Genomic DNA, 21,703 nt, shown 5'->3' on the forward strand with positions numbered 1-21,703 from the left:
GCACCTGGACTACGCGGCCCTCGCACCGATGCTGATCCTCTTCGGCGTCGCCTGCGTCGGGGTCCTCGTCGAAGGTTTCGTGCCCAAGCGGGTGCGGCACAGCGTCCAGCTCACGCTGGCGCTGGCCGGCCTGGTCGCCGCGCTGGTCATGGTGATCCGCCAGGGCGACAAGCCGGTGATCACCGCCTCGACCGCGGTCGCGGTCGACAAGCCGGGCCTGTTCCTCTCCGGCGCGATCATCGTGCTCGGCATCGTCGCGCTGCTGCTGATCGGCGAGCGGACCCTGGAGCCGGGCGGCGCGTTCGTCGCCCAGGCGGCGGTCACGGCCAACACCGACCGGGACCGCGAGCAGGCCCAGCGCATCGGCGGGGCGACCGAGGTCTTCCCGCTGGCGATGTTCGCCCTGGGCGGCATGCTGCTGTTCAGCATGGCCAACGACCTGCTGACGATGTTCGTCGCGCTCGAGGTCTTCTCGCTGCCGCTGTACCTGCTGTGCGCGCTGGCTCGCCGCCGGCGGCTGCTGTCGCAGGAGGCCGCGATGAAGTACTTCCTGCTCGGCTCCTTCGCCTCGGCGTTCTTCCTGTTCGGCGTCGCGCTGGTCTACGGATACGCGGGCCAGGTCGACTTCAAGGCGATCGACGCGGCGATCCAGGCCGATCGCAGCGACGACATCCTGCTGTACGTCGGGCTGGCGATGCTCGCCATCGGCCTGCTGTTCAAGGCCGCGGCCGTGCCGTTCCACGTGTGGACGCCGGACGTGTACCAGGGCGCCCCGACGCCGGTCACCGCGCTCATGGCCGCCTGCACCAAGGTCGCCGCGTTCGGCGGCCTGCTCCGCCTGGTCTACGTCGGCTTCCACCGCACCGAGCTGACGATCCAGCCGGTCCTGGGCACCGTCGCGGTGCTGACGATGATCATCGGGGCGATCCTGGCGGTCACCCAGACCGACATCAAGCGCCTGCTCGCCTACTCGTCGATCGCCAACGCCGGATACCTGCTCATCGGCGTGATCTCGCTCAACGAGAAGGGCCTGTCGAGCTCGCTGTTCTACCTGGTGGCGTACGGCTTCACCGTGCTCGCCGCGTTCGGCGTGGTCACGCTGGTGCGCGACGCCGACGGCGAGGCGACCCACCTGTCGCGCTGGGCCGGGCTGGGGCGGCGCTCGCCACTGTACGCCTCCCTGTTCACCTTCATCCTGCTGGCCTTCGCCGGCCTCCCGCTGACCAGTGGCTTCACCGCCAAGGTGGGCGTGTTCGCGGCGGGCGTCGACGGCCACCAGACCTGGCTGGTGATCGCCGGTGTGGTGAGTTCCGCCATCCTCGCCTTCCCATACCTGCGCGTGGTCGTCATGATGTGGCTGTCCGAGCCGGGCGAGACCACCCCGGCGGTCTCCATCCCGGGGGCCATGACGGCGGCGGCGCTGGTCATCGGCACGGTCGCGACGCTGGTCCTCGGCGTGGCGCCGGGCGCACTGCTCGAGGTGACGCAGAACGCCGGGAAGTTCCTCGGCTAGCCTGTGTAACAACCCGACGGTGACGTCCCCCGTGGCTTGCCACGTGGGGACGTCCCTGTATCGGGAGTCGGAAGTTCGTATGGCATCGTTGGAGCTGTGGTGAGTACGGGAACCGTGCAGTCGAGTGCCTCGGTCGGCCTGACCCTTGCCGATCCGGAGCTGGAGCGCAGCGTGTCGGCGATCCTGCGGGACGTCGAGGCGGTGCTGATCGACTCCGTGCACAGCGCCAACCCGATGGTCACCGAGGCGGCCCGCCACCTCGTCGACGCGGGCGGCAAGCGGGTGCGGCCGCTGCTGGTCGGCCTGGCGGCGCAGTTCGGCGATCCGAGCGCCCCGGAGGTCGTCACCGCCGGCGCGGTCGTCGAGCTGACCCACCTGGCGACGCTCTACCACGACGACGTCATGGACGAGGCCCTGGTGCGCCGCGGCGCGCCCAGCGCCAACTCCCGCTGGGGCAACGCGCTGGCCATCCTGGTCGGCGACTACCTGTTCTCCCGCGCCGCCGAGCTGGCCGCCGAGCTGGGCGTCGAGGCCGTCAAGATCCAGGCGAGCACCTTCTCCCGCCTGGTGCACGGTCAGATCGCCGAAACCGCGGGCCCGCTGGACGGCGAGGACGCGATCCGGCACTACCTGCGCGTCCTGGAGCACAAGACCGGCTCGCTGATCTCCACCAGCGCCCGCTTCGGCGCGATGTTCGGCGGTTGCACCCCGGAGCAGGTCGAGGCGCTGGCCACGTTCGCCGAGACCTTCGGCATCGCATTCCAGCTCTCCGACGACCTCATCGACATCGCCAGCGACGAGCTGCAGTCCGGCAAGACCCCCGGCACCGACCTGCGCGAGGGCGTGCCGACCCTGCCGGTGCTCTACGCGCTGGCCTCCTCCGACGACGACGCGGCCTCCGTGCGGCTGCGCGACATCCTCGCCGCCGGCCCGGTGACCGACGACGCCCTGCACGCAGAGGCCCTCGGCCTGCTGCGCGAGTCGGCGGCGCTCAAGCAGGCCCGCGAGACCGTGCGCGGCTATGCCGACAACGCCCGGGCCACGCTGGCCGTCCTGCCTGAGGTGCCGGCGCGGGTGGCCCTGGAGTCCCTCTGCGACTTCATCGCGGACCGCACGAACTGACCGTTCGCCCGCGGGACCGACGCCGGTCAATGTGACTTTTCCCGGCGCCGGGCCCTTCGCCATGGGATTTTCACGGCCCTGCCGGTCTTTGTGCTGGCAGTGCGGGCTGACGGCGGATCCTGCCCACGCCGTGCACGTTGCTCAATGTCATCTGGCGCGGTACCCGGGCTGACGACAAGTCGCGACGGCACGATGACGCCCCGAAGTGTCCATTGCACACTTTGTCCCTAAGTACTTACAAAGTACTTGATTACTTACTCAGGCTTCAGCAGGCCAGTTCTGGCCATTACTCGGCTAGTCCGGCGTGTCGCAGCATGAGTAACACGATCACCATGTCCGCTATGGTGCATTCATCGCTATGTGCAGGCCCTCGAAATCCCCCCACCTCGCACGACAAATGATCAGATTGTTCCCCCGACCCTCTCCGATTTCATATGGTGTTACTCCAGTTACTGCTGCGGCTGGGGAGGGCGGCGGTGCGAGATCCACAAGCCGAACCCTCGGATCTCATCCGAAGCGTTTCGAGGGCCCTACGAGTCTTGGAGGCGGTCGGTCAGTCGCCACGCGGTCTGACCGTGAAGCAGATCGCGCGACGGTGTGACTTCACCGTCGCCACCACCTACCACCTCGTCCGGACCTTGGCCTACGAGGGCTACGTGATCCGCCGGGAGAACGGCACCTACGTGGTCGGGCTCGAGATCGCCGACCGCTACCGGGAGCTCGTGCTCGCCTTCCGCGGGCCGGGCGGCGTCATCGACCGGCTGCGCCGGGCGGCGGCCGAGACCGGCTACTCGCATTACCTGGGCCGCTTCGTCGGCGGCCGGGTCGCGGTGACCGCCATGGCCGAGGGGCCGCGCACGCCGCCCCAGGACGACCTGGTCCCGGGCTACGACGAGGCCGCGCACGCCACGGCCCTGGGCAAGGCGCTGCTGGCCACGATGAGCCCCGACCAGCGGTGGCGGTTCCTCAAGGAGTACGGCATGCACGCCTACACCTCGGCGACGCTCACGTCGCCGGAGGCGCTGGACTCCGACCTCGCCGCCGGCGAGCGGCGCGGCATGCAGATCGAGATCGGCCAGTTCCGCCAGGGCCTGGCGTGTGCCGCGGTGCCGGTCGTCAACGACCGCGACCCGGACCGCCGGGTCGTCCTCGCGTGCGCACTGCCGCCGGCCGAGCTGATGTCCTCGGCGAAGGTCGTGCGGACCCGCCTGCTGGCCACCGCCCACCACCTGGCCACGGTGCTCGCCGAGTAGATAGGTTGGGCTCGCCCCCTCGGGCGCGCTGTCGCATCGGTGACATGTGCCCGCCACCTGAACCTCTCTGCGTATTAGTGCGTAGAAGCTGGTGGAAGCGATCGGAAACATGACGAAGCGTGAGTAGAGACGATGCTGACCTGCTGAAGGTGCTCCACGCGGAGCACGGCGACGCGCTGTTCGCCCACACCCTGCGACTGACCGGCGGCGACCGCCAGCGAGCCGAGGATCTCGTTCAGGAGACCCTGCTGCGGGCCTGGCAACACCCCGAAGCGCTCGACCCGGCCCGTGGCTCGGTCCGGGCGTGGCTCTTCACCACCGCACGCAATCTCGCGATCGACGCGTGGCGAAGACGCTCGGCCAGGGTGGGCGAGGTCATCACCGACCAGCTGCCGGAGACCCCGGTGGTGGTCGACGAGACCGAGCGCGCGGTCGAGTCCTGGGTGATCGCGGAGGCGCTCGCCCGGCTCTCCCGCCCGCACCGCGAGGTCCTGGTGGAGTGCTTCTACGAGGGCCGGTCCGTCGCCGAGGCGGCGGAGCGCCTGGGCGTGCCCGCCGGCACGGTCAAGTCGCGGACTTACTACGCACTGCGTTCGCTGAAGGTCGTCCTGGAGGAGTTGGGGGTGACGCAATGAGGTGTGAGCACCTCCATGACTCGGCCGTCTACGTGCTGGGGGCGTTGTCGCCGCCCGAGCACGAGGCATACGAGCGGCATCTCGCCGACTGTGCGCAGTGCCGAGCGGAGGTGGCGGGGTTCTCCGACCTGCCGGGCCTGCTGGGCCGGCTCGACCCGGAGATCGCCGCGCAGATCGCCCTGGCCGACGACGATCTCGCCGCCGGCGAATCTCCCGCGGGCGAGCGCTGGGCCGGGCCCACCGTCGCCCCTGACGCGCCGGCGCGCATCAATGGGAACGCCGTCGATCCTCTGCTGCCGCGGGTGCTCGACCGGGCGCAGAGCGCGCGGCGCAGCGCCCGCCGGCGCCGCCGCTGGCAGAGCGTCGGGACCGCGCTCGTGGCCGCCTGCCTGGGCGTCCTCGCGGTCATCGGCGTGCGCGCGGCCGGCGTCGGGCAGCCCGACTACGACGCCATGCGCGAGGTCGCGGCGACCGTGCCGGTCACGGCGTCGCTGGCCGTCTCGCCGGACCCCGAGGGCACGCTCGTGCGGATGAAGTGCGCCTACAAGGCGGGCCAGGGCGACGAGTACGCGAAGTGGACCTACAAGCTCGTCGTGGTGCCCAAGACCGGCGACCCCGAGGAGATCAACACCTGGAGCGCCCGCTCCGGCGACGAGATGCAGCTGACCGCGCACAGCCACATCGCGCGCGACAACATCCAGCGCATCGAGATCCGCAAGGGCGACGGCACCCCGTTGCTCGCGTTCGCCGCCTGACGGCGACCTCTACTCACTCACGCCGACCGGTGGCCGCTCCCGCGGGGCGGCCACCGCGTCCCTGGCGACCCGGGCCCGGCGCGCCGCCCGCAACGCGTCCCAGCTGAAGATCGCCAGCGCGCACCACACGATCGCGAACCCCGCCAGCCGCTCGGCCGGCATCGGCTCGGCGAACACCGCGACGCCGATCAGCAGCTGCAGCGTCGGCGTGAGGTACTGCAGAATCCCCAGCCCGGACAGCGGCACGCGGTTGGCCGCCTCCGCGAACAGCAGCAGCGGTACCGCGGTCAGCACACCGCTGCCCGCCAGCATCACCGAGTGCCACGCCGACCCACTGCCGAAGGTCGCCTGGTGCGTGCCGGTGAGCCACCCGGTGTACACGAGCGCGGGCAGCGTCAGAACGCCCGACTCCAGGAACAGCCCCTCGGCCGCGGGCAGCCCGAGCCGCTTCTTGACCAGCCCGTAGCAGCCGAAGGACGCGGCGAGCGTGAGCGCGATCCACGGCAGGTGCCCGTAGTTGACGCTGAGCACCACGACCGCGACGGCACCGATGCCGAGCGCGACCCACTGCAGGGCCCGCAGGCGCTCGCGCAGGACGAGCACGCCGAGCAGGATGACGAACAGGGGATTGATGAAGTACCCCAGCGAGGACTCCACCACCCGGTCGGTGTTGACCGCGAAGATGTACACGGCCCAGTTGACGGCGATGAGCACCGCGGCGACCGCGATCCCGCCCATCAGCCTGGGCTTGCGCACCAGCTCACCGACCCGCCGCCACCGCCGGATGACCGCGAGCACGAGCGCCATGCATACGAGCGACCACACGATCCGGTGGGCGAGCACCTCGACGGCCCCGGCGGGTCGCAGCGCGTGAAAGTACAGCGGAAAGACGCCCCACAGCACGTTGGCGGTGAGCGCGGAGATATAGCCACGGCGGAGCGAATCCACGCCCTACACCGTATGCCTTGCGGGTAAGGGGCAAGCGCCCAGCTCGCCCCTCACTCCGTAGTCTTCGTCACCGGCGCGCCACCGCTCACCGGTAGTCGCGATACCCCTGGTTGTTGCCGTAGCCCTGCTCGTATCCGTTGCCGTACTGCTGCCGGGGCGGCGGCTGCCGGCGGTCGTAGTCGTAGTCCCGGTCCCGCTTACGACTCTTGTCCTTGCCGTCGGGCACGAAGAAGTTGAGCAGCCAGCTGACCACGCCGATGAACAGCGCCCCCAGCACGGCCGTCGGGAAAAACTTGTCGACGTGGAACGGAAGCTCGAGCGCCTCGGCAATCTTGCTGGTGAGCAGCAGCAGGGCCCCGTTGACGACGAGCGAGATGAGCCCCAGCGTCAGCACGTACGCAAAGCACCCGATCGTCTTGATGATCGGCCGCAGCACCGCGTTGACCACACCGAAGATCGCCGCCACCGCGACGAGCGTGAGCACCTTCTTGCCGGTGTCACCCTCAACGGTGATCCCCGAGATCACCAACGTGGCCAACCAGACCGTGAACGCACTCACGGCGAGCCGGATGAGGATTCCCATGCTGGTGATCGTGCCACGCCCCCGCCAGTCCGGAACACCCCGCTATCACCCTTTAATCCGCGGTTAAGCTCCCCAAACCTCACCCCGAACGCCTCTACCACCCCACCCGGCCCCGCACCAACCCACTCCCGTCCGACCCCCAGGCGCCGGTTTTGGCCCGATTTCCGCCCGTTCGACGTCACGTCGACTGTTCTCAGCGGAGCTGAGGTTCGTGCTCGCCCGGCGGTTCAGGCCGGTTCTCGGTGCGGCTGCCGTTCGTGGCCGTTCGGCGGTCCAGGTCTGTTCTCGGTGGGCCCCGGGAGCGAAGGGTCAGCGAGTCGGGCCGCCGGTCAGCTGGAGCTCGATCGGTGTGGTCGAGATCTGTGTCCATCGGACCGTCTGGCGATTGATCACCACCCCGAGCATCTCCGGGCTGATCCGCGTCAGCCAGCCGCGCGAGTCGCCCAGCCCCAGCGCGTCCCCGGCCAGCGTCGCCTCGTGCGGCGACAGCGGCTGCAGCAGTGCCAGGTCGGACCGGGTCAGCAGATCGACGTCCGCGGTCGTCATGTCGTCGCGCAGGAACAGGACCGTGCGCCAGGCGCTCTCCGGGACGGGCACCGCGCGCCCCGGGATGGGGCCCACGTCCATCACCAGCAGCTGCGGCTGGGTGGCCGTGGCCGGCGGCGGGTCGGCCAGTCGCCCCGGCGGCACGACCGTCAGCGCCTCGGACGTGCCCAGCGCGCGCTGGAACGGCTGCCAATCGTGCGGCCGGGCCGACTGCACGACGACCCGGGCGCCCGTGGCCAGCGCCCGCAGGATCACCAGCTGCGCGCAGCGCATTCCCCCGATCAGCGCTGCCCGGGTCGGCTCGGCCCGGAACAGCCGAACGACCAGCGGCTCTCCGCGCCGGTTGACGCCCAGCATGACTCCCTCGCCCCCGACCATCGGCTCGGCCGCCGCCAGCCGGGGTGCGCCCACGCTGACCGCGCGCCCGCCCCCGAGCGCCAGCCCGTCGTGCCCGCTGACCAGCCCCGCGAGCATGGCGTCGTCGCTCGCCGCGCCCCCACCCAGCGGCAGCGTGGCAGCCAGCCCGTCCAACTGCGCCCCGTCCAGCCGCGTGACCTCGGCCTCGATGCCGGCCGCCAGTCGCCCCAGCGCCACGATCGCCTGCTCCAGCGCCGCCCCGGACGGCGCTGCCAGCCGCACAACCAGCTCAGCCCGCACCGCCAACCCGCCGTGCCCGCCTGAGCCGTGCCCGCCTGAGCCGTGCCCGCCGGCAGCGGTCGAGGCGTGGCCAGGGTCCCGCGGCGGGGACTGGGCGGCCAGCGACAGCGTGGTGACCGACGTGGGCAGGGTCAGCAGCCGGCTCATCAGCGGCCCCTGGTCCGGCCAGCGGTGGACCCGGAACGTCGCCTGGTGCAGGCCACCCACGCGGACGCCCCGCCACGTCTCGCGGAGCGGGTGGGTCGGGTCGTGCTGGGCGGCCTCAGCGACCGCTGCCAGGGCCGAGGCCGCCGACAGCGGGCGGGCCGGAAGGCCGGCCCCGGTGAGCAGGCGGCACGCGCGGCGCACGGCGACGATCAGCGACTGCTCCAGATCCGCCCGCCGGTAGCCGCCCGCGCGGCGGACGCGCACGGCGACCAGGACGCGCTGGTGGGCCAGGACGCGGCCGTCGGTGAGCTGGCGGTAGGACGTGGCGGACGGGGTCGCCGACGGTGCCGGGGCGGTCACGGCGCTGACCAGCAGCTGGACGCGCACCTCCGGCACGTCGCGGGCCGGCGCCGGCAGCAGTGCGCTCAGGGGTGGCAGGGCTGGCAGCGCCGTGCCCAGCAGACCGGACAGGTCGCCGACGCGCACGATCGCGGCCAGGCCGTCGGTGTCCTCCAGCACGCCCACGTCGGCGCCGTCGACGTCGAGCGTCGAGGTGGCGGAGCCGGGGCGGACCAGGGCGAGCAGGCCCGCGCCGCCGGCCCCGGTGGGCAGGCTCCGGCGGCGGCCGAGGTAGCGCACGCCGTCACCGAGCCAGCGGGTCAGCGGGCGCTGCCGCAGCCGGACGACCGCCAGGCCCAGGATCAGCAGGGCGAACGGGGCCGCCACGCCGAGCCAGACCGGGCCGACCGCCCACGCGGCGACCGCGATCGCGATCGCCACCTGCGCGAACACCAGTCGCGTCCGTGTCACCATATCGCCCCCCGCGAATGAAGTTGGCGGGCTTATCGTAGGGCGCCGGTACGACACTTTTGGGGGACGGATGGCGTCGCGGCAGGACCAGCTGCACTCGTACCAGTTCGTGGTTCAGCGGGTGGTCTCCGCCCTTGTCGTGCGCGACACCGACCCCGCCCGGCCGCCGTTTCGCCGGGTCGCGGGCGCGACGCTGGTCGGCGTGCTGCTCGCCGCGCTCGGTGTCGGTGGCGCGGCGGTCTTCGCGGCGCTGCGCCCTGGCAGTTCTGGCAAATGGCGCAACGACAAGGCGATCATCGTCGAGCAGGAGTCCGGAGCGCTGTACGTGTACCGCGACGAGGTCCTCCACCCCGTTCTCAACCAGGCGTCCGCGCTGCTCGTGCTCAACTCGGCCGGCGCGCCGACGGTCGTCGTGTCGCGATCGGCACTGGCCGGTGCGCCGCGCGGCGAGACGCTGGGCATTCCGGGCGCGCCGAGCTCGCTGCCAGCCGCGTCCGCGCTGCGCACGGGGGCATGGGCGGTGTGCTCCACGCCGGAGGGCTCGGCGCTGTTCGTGGGCGGGGGCCCCGCGGGCGGCACGCCGCTGGGGGACAGGGGGCTGCTGGTGACCGGGGCGGGCCAGCAGACGTACCTGCTGTGGCACGGCTACAAGCATCTCGTCCGGCAGCCGGGCACCACACTGCCGGCCCTGGTCTGGTCGGCCCGGCCGCAGGTGGCGGTGGCTCAGGCGCTGCTGCACGCCGTACCGTCGGGAACAGACCTCGTCACGCCCGCCGTTGCGGACCGGGGCAGGACCGTGCCGGCCGGAAAGATCGGCCAGCTCTACAGCGTGACGTCCGGCTCGCGCGCCGACGCGTTCCTGGTCACCGCCGACGGGCTCGCCTCGCTCACGCCCCTGCAGGCCCAGCTGCTGCTCGCGGCGCCCGAGACGCAGAGCGTGCAGGCCGGCGGCAAATTCCGGCCGCTGAGCCCCGCCGAGTTCTCCGCGCTGGTGCAGGGCCGCCAGGTCAAGCCGTTCGCTCCGGACCCCGGCGGCGACGGCGCGCTGCCGGCCTCACCGCCGGAGCTGCTCGACGTTCAGCCGCACGACGTGTGCACCGCCGGTGCCATCACGCTCGACCCGAAACTGCCCGACCTCGGGCACGCGCTGAAGACGGCCTCGGCCACCGCCGAGGGCGCGGTGCTCGCCGACCGGATCGTGGTCCCGCCGGGCACGGGCGCCCTGGCCCGGACCGAGACGGGAGTACTGACCCTGGTCACCGACCTCGGCCGGCGCCACACCGTTGCGGTGCCGGACGCGCTGGGTGCGCTGGGATACGGGGGGCGGGCGCCGGTTGACGTACCGAGTCGAATGGTGGCGCTGCTGCCCCCGGGCCCGGCGCTCGACCCCGCGGCGGCCCTGCAGCCCGTTCAGTAGTTGCTCAGCACCAGGTCGAAGCTGGCCCGGGCGGCGGCGCGCAGGTTGATGTCCCGCCGCGTGGCCATGCGGGTCACGCGGAATCCCGCGTAGATGGCCCGGGTCGCGTCGGTGTCGCTGTTCGTCATCGTCAGCAGCACCCCGCGCCGCGAGGCGTCGTGCATCTCGGCCGCCAGGCGCCGATGGTCGGCCTCCCGGAACTGCCCCGAGGTGTACCGCTTGAAGTCCGCGAAGCCGCCCTCCGGCAGATACGGAGGGTCGAGGAACACCCAGTCGCCCGCCGCCGCCTCGCGCAGCGCATCGGCGAAGTCGCACAGGCGGACATCGACTCCGGCGAGTGCCCGCGAGGCCTCGAGGAGCGTCTCGCGCCGATAGTACGGCCGGTCGTACGCCCCGTACGGAACGTTGAACGCCCCGTGGCGATTGACCCGCCAGAGTCCCCGGAACGCGGTCTTGTTGAGGTACACGACGCGGGCCGCGCGCTCGACGACCCCCAGCGTCACCGGGTCCTGGCACCGTACCCGCTGAAACTCCTCCGGCGTGTTCGCCATCGCGTCCAGGCGCGCCATCACCGCCTCCGGGTCGGCGGCGACGGCCTGGAAACAGGCGACGAGCTCGGGGTTGGCGTCCGACAGCACCGCCTTGGCCGGGCGCAGCTCGAAGAAGACCGCGGCGCTGCCCATGAAGGGCTCCCAGTATCGGCCCGTGAACGACGGAGCCGCCGCGACGAGCTGTGCCGCATAGCGCGTCTTGCCGCCCGCCCACTTGATGAACGACCGGCCCTCCGCCATGCCGGACATCCTAGAGGCGAAATGCCGGAAGTTATCCACAGGCGCGCATCGGGTCTGGTGGGGGATCGCTCAATGCCGATACGGTTCGCGGAAACGTCCACTAACGCAAACGGGGTGATCGCCGGTGGCGCAGACGACACAGGCCCAGCAAGCCGAGCTCAACTCGGCGGCGCAGCGGTTCGAGCAGGTCAACGGGGAACTGCAGAGCATGCTCAACACGCTGATGCGAGAACTGGAAGTGACCCGTGCGGGCTGGCAGGGCGCCGGCGGCCGCTCGTTCGAGCAGGTCAAACTCGCGTTCAAGAACGATCAGGACGTGCTCAACCGCAATCTGCTGGAGACGTCCGAGGGCCTGCGGACCGCGGGCCAGAACTACAGCGCCACTGACACCGAGGCGGCCGGCGCGATCCGGCGCACCGGCACCACCGACCTGTCCGCGCTCGGCTGACCCGGAGGACTCTCATGGACGACACGCTGGTAGTCGATTTCGGCGCGCTGGAGCACGCGACCCACTCCATCCAGACCGCGCTCAACACGCTGCACTCGCGCCTCGACGAGGTGTCACAGCTGGGCAAGCGCCTCACCGCCAATTGGCAGGGCGACGCCAAGGACGCCTACACGATCCGGCAGACGAATTGGGAGCGCGCGGGCACCGACCTGGCCGCGATGCTGCGCGACATCAAGGTGGGCGTCGAGCAGTCGATGCTTCGCTACCAGGAGACGGAGGCGCGCAACACGCATCTGTTCCCGGGCAGCGGCTGAGACTCCCTCTTCGGCGGCGTCTCCTTCCACTCGTGGCGAGCGGAAGGAGCGCCGCTGCGTCGTTCTAGGCGCCTTTGTCAAGTCCGAAATGTCAGGCGCAAGCGCCCGACATTTCGGACTTATCAGCATTTAGCGGTCTGAGGGAAGGTTGTGCCTTTGGTCGCTTTGGGCGAGGACTGCGGAATCTGCGGGTGATCGACTGGCGGGACGATAGCGGCGCGATGGTCCGTTTTACGGTGATTGAGGCAATGGTGGCGTGTGCGGTGGGGCTGGAGAGGCGTCGTGCTGGGCGTGGTCGAGTCGCTGAGGCATGACGTGAGGGCGTCCGGGTTCGGACCCGGGCGCCGTGAAGAGTGCGGGGCTGGACGGGGTCATGCCGGGCGCGTTGCGGCGTGCGCGGTCGGCGACGTTCAGGGTGGCCGCTGGAAGTCGGGTCGGAGCGGTGAGGGCCGCCATGGGGCGGGGGCTGTGTGGACTGCAGGGCGCCCTGGGGCGGGAGGGCGCGGTGTGGACTGCGGCGTGCGTCGCCGGACGGTGAGGGCGTCGGTGGAGGTGTGGTTGGGATGGTGGGAGCGCCGCGTGCTCTCGGTGAGCGCAGCCGGGCGGTGAGACACCGGTGGAGGCGCGGTCGGGCTGGTGAGGACACCGGTGGAGGTCCGCCGCGGCGGTGAGGGCGCCGGTGGACGGTGGTTGGGGGCGGGCGTGCACTGTGGCGCGTGGCTGGGCGGTCAGGGCACTGGTGGAGGTGCGGTTGGGGCGGTGAGGGCGCTGGTGGAGGTGCGGTTGGGCGGTCAGGGCGCCGGTGGAGGTGTGGGTGGGACGGTGAGGGCGGCGCGGGAGGTGTGGTCAGGTCGGGGGGCCGAAGGCTGGAGCTGTGTGGTCCGGGGGCGGAGCCGGGGCGGATGGGAGTTCGCGCAGGCCGGGGCGCCAGCTGCGGCGGCGGCCGCGGGGGAGTACCACCGCGATCAGCACGGCCAGCAGGACCGTGCCCAGGCCGGTCAGGCCGAGCAGCAGTGTCCGGCGTTCGGTCGCCGCCGCGCCGGCCGGGTTCGTGTCGTGGGCGGGCCCGGGCAGGGCGTGGGCGGGCGGGTTCGGTGAGGCGCCGGTGCGTTCGGTGAGGGCGCGATACGGATTGAGGACCCCGGCGCCGTAGCCCGGTCCCGCGCGGCCGCCGTCGGCGGTGGCGATGAGCTGGGCGGACACCTGGGCGGCGGAGAGTTCGGGGTGGTACTGGCGCAGGAGCGCGGCGGCGGCCGAGACGAACGGGGCGGCGAAGCTGGTGCCGTCCATCGTCGTCCGGCCGTCGGGTGTTGCCGTTGTCACAATCTGGGCGCCGGGGGCGACCAGGTCGACGTACGGGCCGGTCTGCGATGTCGGGACGCGGCGGCCGTCGGGGGCGATCGAGCCGACGCCGATCACGCCGTCGTAGGCGGCCGGGTACGGCGTCGGGTTGCCCCGCTCGGCGGCGTTGCCCACCGCGGCTACGACCACCACGTCGCTGGCCAGGGCGAAGTTGACGGCGTCGCGGACGACGGCGTCGTCGGAGTACGACACCAGGGAGAGGTTGATGACGCGGGCGTGGCGGGCGACGGCGTCGCGGATCGCGTTGGCCAGGCCCGCCGGGCTGCCCCGGCGGCCGGTCGGCGTGGCGTTTTCGGTCTCGGTCTGCTCGCTCACGCGCAGTGCCAGGATTGTCGCCGCCGGTGCCAGGCCGCGCAACGGCGACGCCGCGCTCGGGCGGGCGGCGATCACGCCGGCGACGCCCGTGCCGTGGCCGACGCAGTCCAGGATGGAGTTGCCGCCGTCGAGCTGGTCGGGGCCGGCCTGCACGGCACCCTGCAGCTGCGGGTTGCGCGCGTCGACGCCCGAGTCGATCACGGCCACGAGGATTCCGCGGCCGTCGGCAAGAGCGTTGAGCATTGTCTGGTCGTACCGCTGCTGCGTCCACGGCACCCCCGACGGCGCCGGCGCCGGCTGACGCGGCTGGTTCGGGCAGGTGGCGGGCGCCCGGGCGGCGGCGGGCGCCGCGACGAGGCATCCCGCGAGGGCTAGCAGGAGCGCCAAAGCGGACATCCCGTACCGGCGCGGCATGGCCATCATGCTAGGCACTCCGGCATCGATGGGCTGCCCCGCGAAGCGGCGCCTGTCAACCGTTCCGACCAGTCGGGACGTCGAATGGCTCGTACGGGTGCCGCGAATGAGACAGGCCTGTGAGGGGCGGGGCTTGGATCGCTATGCTGGCCGGAGCGCTTGCCCGCGTCGTACCCCTCGAAGTGCCGTGGCCGTATAGGTTAGGTTTCGGCGACGCGGCGGTTTCCGAGCCCGAAGAGGGGGTGGCCGTTGAGCGAGTGGGAGCCGGCCACCGAGGCCGAGGTCGCCATGCGTGACGCCCTGCGCGCAAACGACCAGGAGCAGTACTTTCGCATCCTGGCGCGCACGGACGTCCTGCTGCCGATCGCACCGGGCAGCACGGCCGGCGGCGAGGGCGGCTGGGGCACCTGGACCACCGAGGGCCGCACGCACGTGCTGGCCTTCACGTCGCCTGGCGCGCTGCAGGAGTGCCTGGCGGGCCATCCCGGCACCCATCGCCGGGTGCCGTTCCGTGACCTCGCCGGCATCTGGCCCAACGTCGACTGGTGGCTCGCCGTCAATCCCGGGCTGCCCATCGAGGGATACCTTCCGTCCTGGTTCGTGACCCAGATCAGCCGCGGCGACGTTCGGCTCCCCGGCCGCACCCTCGGCGCGCGGGCCCGCATGGAGCAGGCGAGCTCGCGGACTCGGGCGACCGCGCAGGTACCACTGCGAAGCGTGCCGAACCAGCCCGCGCCCACGCCGATCGAGCGCCAGCGGATGAAGGCGGAGCAGCAGCCCCCGCCGCCCTCCACCGTGCCGCCTCGGCGCGAGGTCCCGCCGCCCGATGTGGCGCCGCCCGGCGCGTTCCTCCCGACTCGCGCGGACCGTCCCGTGCACTTCGAGCGCTCGGCCGGCCGCCCCTTCACGCCACCGCCGCCCGCCCCGGCCCGCCCGACGCCGCCGGCCGAGAACGCACCGACCTCGGGCGCCCGCGGGCGCGCGTCGTTCCCGGGGCCCCCGTCGCGAGGGCTGTTCGACGAGTCCGACCGCGCCTCGCTGGACGTGCCCGGCGAGCGTGAGCTGTTCTCCGGCCTGGACCGGGGCCCGGGCAGCCGGGCCCCGAACGGTTCAGGGCTGCCGACGCGTCCGACCGGGGCCGAGTCCGGGCTGCCCGGACGGCCGAGCGGACTCCTTCCGTCCTCAGGTCTTCCCTCGCGCCCGCGCGGCGGCGAGTCCGGGCTGTCTTCGCGGCCCGGTGGTTCGGAGCCGGGGCTGCCCTCACGGCCCGCCAGTTCCGAGTCAGGTCTTCCGTCGCGGCCGGTTGGTTCGGAGTCGGGGTTGCCGTCTCGGCCCGTCGGTTCGGAGTCGGGGTTGCCGTCTCGGCCCGTCGGCTCGGGATCGGGTCTTCCGTCGCGGCCCGCCGGTTCCGAGTCCGGGCTGCCTTCGCGGGGCGCCGGTGGCGGCGAGGAGCAGGGGGATCCGCAGTACTGGCCTCGGCGTGAGCCCGCGCGCAGCCTCGGCGAGATCTACACCGAGCATGCCGAAGCGGTCATCCCGGCCGCCTGGCAGCCGCCCCCGGACCTCCCGGCGGCCTCGGGGTCGCCGTTGCCGACCCGGCAGCCGCAAGCCACACGCCCCGAGCCCGAGCCGCCGGCCGCGTACCATCCTGGCAGCCCGCTCCCGTCCCGCCCCGGCGCCGACGATCCCGCCGGGCTCCGTTCCGGCGGTCCGCTGCCGTCCCGACCCAGCAGCCAGCTGTCGCAGCGACCCGGCTCCGGGGACCGTTTCGGTGACGCCCGGCCGACTTCCGGTGGTGGGCTCCCGCAGCGGCCCGTTTCGGGCGACCCCCTGCCGTCGCGCCCCATCTCCGGAGAGGTGCTGCCGCCCCGGCCCGGGTTCGGCTACCAGGGGGATGTGCCGCCCAGCGAGGAGACGCAGCCGATCCGTCCGGCGTGGACGGGGTCCGCCGACGCACGACCCGGTCCCGCCCCCCGCAGCGGCGACGCGTTCCACTCCGGCGAGTCCCCCGCCGAGCCGTATGGCACCTACGGGTCGTCCGGCATCTATCCGGCGCCCCCGGTTTCGGGGGGTCCCGGCCAGGCCGGTGGTTCGGGGCTGTCGCCGGCCTCCGCGCCGCCCGTGACCTCCGCGCCACCCGCCGGGTCGCGGCCCGCATCCGCGCCGCCTGCGGCCTCCGGCTCGTCTTCGGTCTCCGGTTCCTTCGCGGTCCCGGGCTCGGCTGGGCCGTCCGTGGGCTCCGCGCCGCTCGGTGGCTTCGGCTCGCCGGTGACCTCTGCGCCGCCTGCTTCCGGATCGTCTTCTTCTTCCGCGCCACCCGAGGCTTCGGAGCCGGCGGCGTATGCGTCCGGGTCGCCTGCGGGCTCTGGTCCGGGGGTGTCGTATACGTCTGGGTTGCCGGCGGATTTGGGGCCGGGGGCTTCCGAGCCGTTGCCGTTCGACCGGCCGGTGTTCGATCGGCCTGGGCTCAGCCGGGTCGACATCGAGGACCCCGCGGGCGACGAGGCCGCGGCGGGCGGCCCGCAGCCGTCGGGCTCGCTGTTCGGGGATGTTGCGGCCGGGGCTCGCAGTGCCGGGTTCGGGCAGTCCGATCTCGACGATCATCCGTTCTTCGCCGCCGAGCCCGGGGTTCCCGCGGAGCGGCCGGGTGACGAGCGCGGGCTGTTCGCACCACGGGACGAGCCGCCGTCCTCGTCTTCGGGCTGGGCGAACGGTCAAAGGTCCGAACCAGTTGCGCCGCCAGCCACGTCCTGGCCTGAAACGCCGACCCCGTCGGCAGCTGGCTGGTCGGACGAGCCGGTGTCGGGTGCGTCGGCGTCGGCCGACGGTGACCTGGGCGCGGGCTGGCCGGGTGCGTCAACGTCGTTGGCCGCTGGTGGTTGGTCAGATACGTCGGCGCCGGGTGCCTCGGGTGACGCTGGACCAGGCACGTTGGCCGCGGGTTGGTCGGGTGCGTCGGGTGATGCTGGACCGGGCGCGTCGGATGTGGGCTGGTCGGGTGCGTCAGCTTCGAGTGCGTCGGGTGATGCTGGGCCAGGCATGTCGGCCGCGGGTTGGTCGGGTGATGCTGGACCGGGCGCGTCGGATGTGGGCTGGTCGGGTGCGTCGACTTCTGGTGAGGGCGGGTCGGTCGCGGGCTGGTCGGGTGCGTCGGCTGGGACTGGGAGTTGGAGCGGTCAGCAGGAGGCGGAGGCGTCTGCCGGCGGGCAAAGGTCCGAACCTGTTGCCGAGGCGTCGGGGTCGTTCTTCAGTGGGCGGGCTGAGGTACAGTCGCCGCTTTTCCAGGAGCGCGCCGAGCCGCAGTCCTTCTTCGGCGGTCAAGCGCCCGCGGAGCAGCAGGCGCGCGACGACGATCAGCGGCCGTTCTTCGACGACGAGCCGGAGCCGCGGCCGTTCAACGCGTTCGCGGAGTCGCCGGCGGATGACGAACCGCCGATTCGGGACCCGTACGCGGCGCTTGCCGAGCTTCGCTCCGAGCCGGATCCCGACGAGCCTTCGCAGCTGTCGTTCGCCTCCGGGATGGATGCGTTCGCATCGGGCACGGCGTCGCCGGGCGAGGACGCGCGCCCGTACGGGGAGTCCGAGACGACCGGAGCTTGGTCTGAGACGTCTTCGGCGGGGGACGGCTCGCGGCCGTTCGCCGGGGCCGAGAAGGAGAACACCGGGTCGTTCTTCCTGCCTGGGCCGGGCCGGGACGCCGAGAGCCGGTCCGACGCCGAGCCGTCGCCCGCGCTGCGGTCCTTCTTCGAGGACGGGGCCGCCGAGCGGCCGGACTTCCAGCAGGCCGCACAGGACTTCCAGCCGGGCGCCGCGGATAGCGCCGGCCCGGAGCCGGAGCGGGATCTCCAGGCCGGTTACGACGCTGTGGCCTCGGACAGCGAGTTCCGGAGCGGGTTCACCGGGACCGGGTACGACAGCACCGCGCGCGAGGCGGGTCAGGGCGAAGCCGCGGTGGTGGGGGCGTTCTCGTGGGAGTACACCCGCGAAGAACCCGAAACCGCGACGACCTATCACGTCGAGTCGCCGCGCGAGCCCACCGCGGAGCCGGTGTACGAGCCGGAGATCGTCGAGGCGGCGCCGGTACGGCTGCATGAGGAGATCGTCGACGCGGAGGTCGTGGCGTCGGCGGTGCGCGGGGCCAAGGCCGCGGAGAGCGAGTTCGTGCCGGCCAACACCGTCGAGCGGGACCTCGCCGAGGCGGTGCAGGCCAACAACACGGACCGGTTCCTCTCGACGCTGCTGCTGGCCAAGGTGCTGATCCCGTTCTGGACCGGGGACGGGCCGGTGGAGCCGGCGAAGTGGCGCACCGAGCACATGAACGGGCTGCCGCACCTGGTCGCGTTCAGCTCGCAGGAGCTGATGACCCAGCGTCTCGGTGACGAAGCGCAGGGTAGCTGGATCAAGTTCACGCGCCTGATCCGTAACTGGCCGCCCGGCGACCAGCTCGCGTTCGCGATCAACCCGGAGTCGCCGGCCGGTGCGGTACTGCCCGGCGCCGAGGTCGTGCAGCTGGCGACCTGGGCGACCGAGATGGGGCTCGGCGTCGACGACCCCGACGAGCAGCCCGTCGCCGAGGCGCCTGCGCCGGAGAAGCGGCCCGCGTTCGAGCCGCCGGGATCCGGCCGCGAGCAGGTCATGCAGAAGCCGATCTCGCCCGAGCAGCTCTCGCACTACCTGGAGCGCAACTACGACCGCGTCTCCGGGTTCGTGCACCGCGCCGGCGAGGTCGGGCACCTCGAGACCCCCGAGCAGCTGTACAACGCGCTCGGTCTCAACTACGCAGGGTCGTCGTTCAAGCCGGATGCCGAGGAGGCGTACGTCCTGCGCTGGATCGCCTACCGCGGCGACCTGTACCGGATTCCCTACGGCGGGTCGTCGCTCGATGCGATGCGCGCCATGGAGGGCTGGGTCATTGAGCGCCCGCCGTTCCGCGGCAACGGCTTCGCCCCGAGCGAGACCAGCGACGTCATCGCGGAGTTCAAGGTCGACAGCGCCCGGCTGCCGCACCACGCCGAGCTGTGGCGCGTGCGCCGTGACGGCCGCCAGGACCTCATCGCCCGCCTCGACGCCGACGGTCCCGCCTGGCGGAGGGTGTGACGGTGTGATACGTGACGGTTACGCGGCGCGATGGCGTGGTGCCGAGTACGAGGCCAGCCCCGACGGCGATGACGTGCGCCTGTACCGCCCGGACGCGAGCCAGGGCTTCGAGGAGGTTCGCCCGGGGCGGTACCGTCGCATCGTTCCCCGCGGCGAGGTCGACGACCTGGTGTACGTCCGGACCACCTGCTTCTGGCGCGAACAGCCGTTCATCGTCCTGGGTGAGCACGAGGGCTGGCTGCGCGTCGAGTACACCGGCGGGCGCGCCCCGCTCGCCGCCGAGCTCGGCCTCGAGGAGTTCGACTACGGCGTGTACCAGGGCTGGGCGCCCCGGGCCGAGGTCAGCGAGCTGCGCGAATACCGGGTGTAGGGTCAGCCGGCCTTCGCCCAGCGGATGATCTCCCCGGCGACGATGTCAGGCTGCTCGACGTGCGGGAAGTGGGCCACGTTGGGCAGCAGTCGCCACTCGTACTCGGCCAGGACATAGCGCCCGGAGCCCTGCGCCGTGCGCGGCAGGACCGCCGGGTCGAGCGCCCCGTGCAGCTGGAGCGTCGGCGCGGTCACCGGCTGCTGCAGCAGCTTCACGAAGCGGTACCCCTGCAGCCGCAGCGCCGATCGAACCGCCCAGCGGTAGGTCTCCATGGCGCAGAATGCCGCCTGCGGGATCTGCATCGCGGAGCGGCAGCACGCTTCGTACTCGCGGTACGACTCCTGAGAGGTCCACTCGGGGGACCCCCACCGCCGCAGATAGTCACCGACCAGTGCCGCATCGTGCCGGGTGAGCATGTGCTCGAACCGTGGCACCTGGAACCGCAGCACCGGCTTGGCCGCGGCCAGCTGCCCGCGCGGGTCGGTCGCGAGCCCGGCTCGCAGCCGTAGCGGATGCGCCGCACCCAGGACGACCAGGCGCCGGACCATCTTCGGGTGGAACGCGGCGGTCGCCCAGCCGATCATCCCGCCGTATCCGGCACCGACCAGGATCGCGCTGCGCTCGCCGAGCGCGCGGATGAGCCCGGCGACGTCGCCGGCCATCGTGTACCCATCGTAGCCGCGCGGTGGCTTGTCGCTCGCCCCGTATCCGCGCAGGTCGACGGCGACGGCCCGGAACCCGGCGTTGGCCAGGGCCGGGAGCTGGTTGTGCCAGGCATACCAGAACTCCGGGAACCCGTGCAGGAACAGCACCAGCGGTCCGGTGCCCGCCTCGACCACGTGAAAGCGCGTGCCGTTGGCGCTGACGAATCGGTGCGACCACGGCCCGTCGATCATGACGCACGTGTCGTCAACCGAGGGGTTCATGTCGCTCAGCGTAGGGCCAAGCCGGTCGAAATCACGCCAGGTAACCGGATAGCGTTCGGTGCATGCCCTCTCCGCTGCCGCTGATCGTCGCTTCCGGCACGCCCCGTGACTGCGGAATTGCATATGGTACCGGTGCCGCCGAAGCGATCGCCGCGAACACCGACAACTACCTGGCCCGCTTCGCCGCCGTGGGCATCGACCGCGAGCGGACTCGAACCTACGGAATGTCGTTCCGGGCCGCGTCGCACCGCTACGCCCCGCGCGTCGCCGAGATGCTCGACGGCGTCGCCGAGGGCTCCGGGGTGCCGGTGGCCGAGATCTACGCCCTGAACGGCCGCACGGAGCTGATCTACAGCGACCCCCGGCGCGCGCCCGGCGAGTGCACCGCGCTCGGGGTGCTCGGGCAGCGCACGGCGAGCGGGCACACGCTGCTGGCCCAGAACTGGGACTGGCACCCCGACCAGCGGGCGTACGCGCTGCTGCTCGACACCCGCGACGAGCGCGGCCGGCGGGTGCTGGCGCTGACCGAGGCCGGCATGCTCGCCAAGGCCGGGATCAACGACGCCGGTCTCGGGGTCTGCGTCAACATGCTCGGGACCGTGCGCGATCGGCGGGACGGCGGCGCGCCGTACCACGTGCTGCTGCGAGCCGCCCTCGAGGCGCCGCACCTCGGGGCCGCGATCAAGGCCGTCTGCTCCACCCCGCGTGGCACCAGCATCAACCTGCTCATCGGGCAGGCGTTCGGAGCGGGCACGCCGGGCGAGGTGATCGATCTCGAGGTCGGGCCCGACGACGTCGGATTCCTGCACCCGGTCGACGGGGTCGTCACGCACGCGAATCACTTCGAGACGGCGGCGCTGGCCGGTGTGGACACGCTCAAGGGGATCGGCGGCTCGTCGTACTTCCGGGCCGCGCGGGCCCGGCGGCTGCTCGGCGGCGGAGTCATCGACGAGGAGAAGATCCAGGCGGTGCTGCGGGACCATGGCGGGTGGCCGCTGTCGATCTGCCGGCACGACGAGCAGGGCGCGGCCGACGACGATCGAACCGAGTCGCTCTACTCGCTGGTGCTCGATCTCGACGAGCGGCGGATGTCGATCGCCGCGGGGCCGCCGTGTGGTGCCGTCGGGTACCACCACATTCAGCTGGACGAATAGCCACGAATCGGGCCCGGCAAGAGTTGCAACGGTGCCTTAAATGTATCTGTGTGAACGTCTCGTCAAGAACCCTGTTGTTACAAGTGTTTCAGCAGGTCAAGGACGGAATTCCAGAGCGTGACGCGG

Annotated in this window: 15 protein-coding genes and 3 pseudogenes; 12 read left to right on the forward strand and 6 right to left on the reverse strand. The window is 72.1% G+C overall.

Annotated elements, in window-relative coordinates:
• Positions 1-28: 28 nt before the first annotated feature.
• The 5 genes from nuoN (at position 29) to ACQPY0_RS02070 (ending at position 5,278) form a co-directional block, all read left to right on the forward strand.
• Positions 29-1,513 (forward strand): NADH-quinone oxidoreductase subunit NuoN, encoded by a 1,485-nt coding sequence (gene nuoN, locus ACQPY0_RS02050; RefSeq protein ID WP_432994928.1) that lies wholly within the window; start codon positions 29-31, stop codon positions 1,511-1,513.
• A gap of 99 nt (positions 1,514-1,612) precedes the next feature.
• Positions 1,613-2,635 carry a polyprenyl synthetase family protein gene (locus tag ACQPY0_RS02055; protein WP_432983722.1) on the forward strand — a complete coding sequence of 341 codons (1,023 nt, stop codon included), beginning with the start codon at positions 1,613-1,615 and terminating at the stop codon, positions 2,633-2,635.
• A gap of 476 nt (positions 2,636-3,111) precedes the next feature.
• Positions 3,112-3,888 carry an IclR family transcriptional regulator gene (locus tag ACQPY0_RS02060; protein ID WP_432983725.1) on the forward strand — a complete coding sequence of 259 codons (777 nt, stop codon included), beginning with the start codon at positions 3,112-3,114 and terminating at the stop codon, positions 3,886-3,888.
• Positions 3,889-4,028: 140 nt separating this feature from the next.
• A complete protein-coding gene (locus ACQPY0_RS02065; RefSeq protein WP_432994930.1) occupies positions 4,029-4,523 on the forward strand; it encodes a sigma-70 family RNA polymerase sigma factor in 495 nt (164 codons plus the stop codon).
• Positions 4,520-5,278: an anti-sigma factor family protein gene (locus ACQPY0_RS02070; protein WP_432983728.1), complete on the forward strand. Its 759-nt coding sequence runs from the start codon at positions 4,520-4,522 to the stop codon at positions 5,276-5,278. Before ACQPY0_RS02065 ends, ACQPY0_RS02070 begins: the two co-directional genes overlap by 4 nt.
• Before the next feature lie 9 nt (positions 5,279-5,287).
• On the opposite strand, the gene rarD is transcribed toward ACQPY0_RS02070, so the two are convergent.
• The 3 genes and pseudogenes from rarD to eccE form a co-directional block, all read right to left on the reverse strand.
• Entirely contained in the window at positions 5,288-6,226 is a 939-nt protein-coding gene (gene rarD / locus ACQPY0_RS02075; RefSeq protein WP_432983731.1) for an EamA family transporter RarD, read from the reverse strand.
• A 235-nt stretch (positions 6,227-6,461) separates the two neighbouring features.
• Positions 6,462-6,809, reverse strand: a pseudogene (locus ACQPY0_RS02080) (phage holin family protein); the annotation flags it as partial.
• 309 nt (positions 6,810-7,118) lie between these two features.
• A complete protein-coding gene (eccE, locus tag ACQPY0_RS02085; RefSeq protein ID WP_432983734.1) occupies positions 7,119-8,951 on the reverse strand; it encodes a type VII secretion protein EccE in 1,833 nt (610 codons plus the stop codon).
• Positions 8,952-9,039: 88 nt separating this feature from the next.
• Between eccE and eccB the strand changes: the two genes are divergently transcribed.
• Positions 9,040-10,386 (forward strand): type VII secretion protein EccB, encoded by a 1,347-nt coding sequence (gene eccB, locus ACQPY0_RS02090; RefSeq protein ID WP_432983737.1) that lies wholly within the window; start codon positions 9,040-9,042, stop codon positions 10,384-10,386.
• Here the strand turns inward: eccB and ACQPY0_RS02095 are convergent.
• Positions 10,380-11,177, reverse strand: a complete 798-nt coding sequence (locus ACQPY0_RS02095; protein WP_432983740.1) for a DNA adenine methylase — start codon at positions 11,175-11,177, stop codon at positions 10,380-10,382. The genes eccB and ACQPY0_RS02095 overlap by 7 nt on opposite strands.
• Before the next feature lie 124 nt (positions 11,178-11,301).
• Here ACQPY0_RS02095 and ACQPY0_RS02100 point away from each other — a divergent pair, with 124 nt between their 5' ends.
• Positions 11,302-11,625, forward strand: coding sequence for a WXG100 family type VII secretion target (locus tag ACQPY0_RS02100; protein WP_432983743.1), 324 nt, complete (start codon positions 11,302-11,304; stop codon positions 11,623-11,625).
• 14 nt (positions 11,626-11,639) lie between these two features.
• A complete protein-coding gene (locus tag ACQPY0_RS02105; RefSeq protein WP_432983746.1) occupies positions 11,640-11,939 on the forward strand; it encodes a WXG100 family type VII secretion target in 300 nt (99 codons plus the stop codon).
• An 846-nt stretch (positions 11,940-12,785) separates the two neighbouring features.
• Here the strand turns inward: ACQPY0_RS02105 and ACQPY0_RS02110 are convergent.
• A complete protein-coding gene (locus tag ACQPY0_RS02110; protein WP_432994932.1) occupies positions 12,786-14,036 on the reverse strand; it encodes a S8 family serine peptidase in 1,251 nt (416 codons plus the stop codon).
• Between the two features lie 282 nt (positions 14,037-14,318).
• Between ACQPY0_RS02110 and ACQPY0_RS02115 the strand changes: the two are divergent.
• From ACQPY0_RS02115 to ACQPY0_RS02125, 3 genes and pseudogenes are all read left to right on the forward strand, one after another.
• Positions 14,319-14,549: pseudogene (locus ACQPY0_RS02115) on the forward strand (hypothetical protein); the annotation flags it as partial.
• Positions 14,550-18,428: 3,879 nt separating this feature from the next.
• Positions 18,429-19,127 (forward strand): annotated as a pseudogene (locus ACQPY0_RS02120) (SseB family protein); the annotation flags it as partial.
• Between the two features lie 4 nt (positions 19,128-19,131).
• Positions 19,132-19,497, forward strand: coding sequence for a hypothetical protein (locus ACQPY0_RS02125; protein ID WP_432983749.1), 366 nt, complete (start codon positions 19,132-19,134; stop codon positions 19,495-19,497).
• 2 nt (positions 19,498-19,499) lie between these two features.
• Here the strand turns inward: ACQPY0_RS02125 and ACQPY0_RS02130 are convergent, their stop codons facing one another.
• On the reverse strand, positions 19,500-20,423 hold the full coding sequence (locus tag ACQPY0_RS02130) for an alpha/beta fold hydrolase (protein WP_432983752.1): 924 nt from the start codon (positions 20,421-20,423) through the stop codon (positions 19,500-19,502).
• Between the two features lie 62 nt (positions 20,424-20,485).
• Between ACQPY0_RS02130 and ACQPY0_RS02135 the strand changes: the two genes are divergently transcribed.
• Positions 20,486-21,577, forward strand: a complete 1,092-nt coding sequence (locus tag ACQPY0_RS02135; RefSeq protein ID WP_432983755.1) for a C45 family autoproteolytic acyltransferase/hydolase — start codon at positions 20,486-20,488, stop codon at positions 21,575-21,577.
• The last annotated feature ends 126 nt before the right edge of the window (positions 21,578-21,703 follow it).

Origin of the sequence: Dactylosporangium sp. CA-233914 (assembly GCF_050942935.1) — a bacterium.
Lineage (GTDB): Bacteria > Actinomycetota > Actinomycetes > Mycobacteriales > Micromonosporaceae > Dactylosporangium.

Coding starts and splice junctions, on each gene's coding strand:
- nuoN (WP_432994928.1), top strand. CDS start 29: ATGCTGATCCTCTTCGGCGTCGCCTGCGTCGGGGTCCTCGTCGAAGGT.
- ACQPY0_RS02070 (WP_432983728.1), top strand. CDS start 4,520: ATGAGGTGTGAGCACCTCCATGACTCGGCCGTCTACGTGCTGGGGGCG.
- eccB (WP_432983737.1), top strand. CDS start 9,040: ATGGCGTCGCGGCAGGACCAGCTGCACTCGTACCAGTTCGTGGTTCAG.
- ACQPY0_RS02095 (WP_432983740.1), bottom strand. CDS start 11,177: ATGGCGGAGGGCCGGTCGTTCATCAAGTGGGCGGGCGGCAAGACGCGC.
- ACQPY0_RS02105 (WP_432983746.1), top strand. CDS start 11,640: ATGGACGACACGCTGGTAGTCGATTTCGGCGCGCTGGAGCACGCGACC.
- ACQPY0_RS02110 (WP_432994932.1), bottom strand. CDS start 14,036: ATGGCCATGCCGCGCCGGTACGGGATGTCCGCTTTGGCGCTCCTGCTA.
- ACQPY0_RS02130 (WP_432983752.1), bottom strand. CDS start 20,423: ATGAACCCCTCGGTTGACGACACGTGCGTCATGATCGACGGGCCGTGG.
- ACQPY0_RS02135 (WP_432983755.1), top strand. CDS start 20,486: ATGCCCTCTCCGCTGCCGCTGATCGTCGCTTCCGGCACGCCCCGTGAC.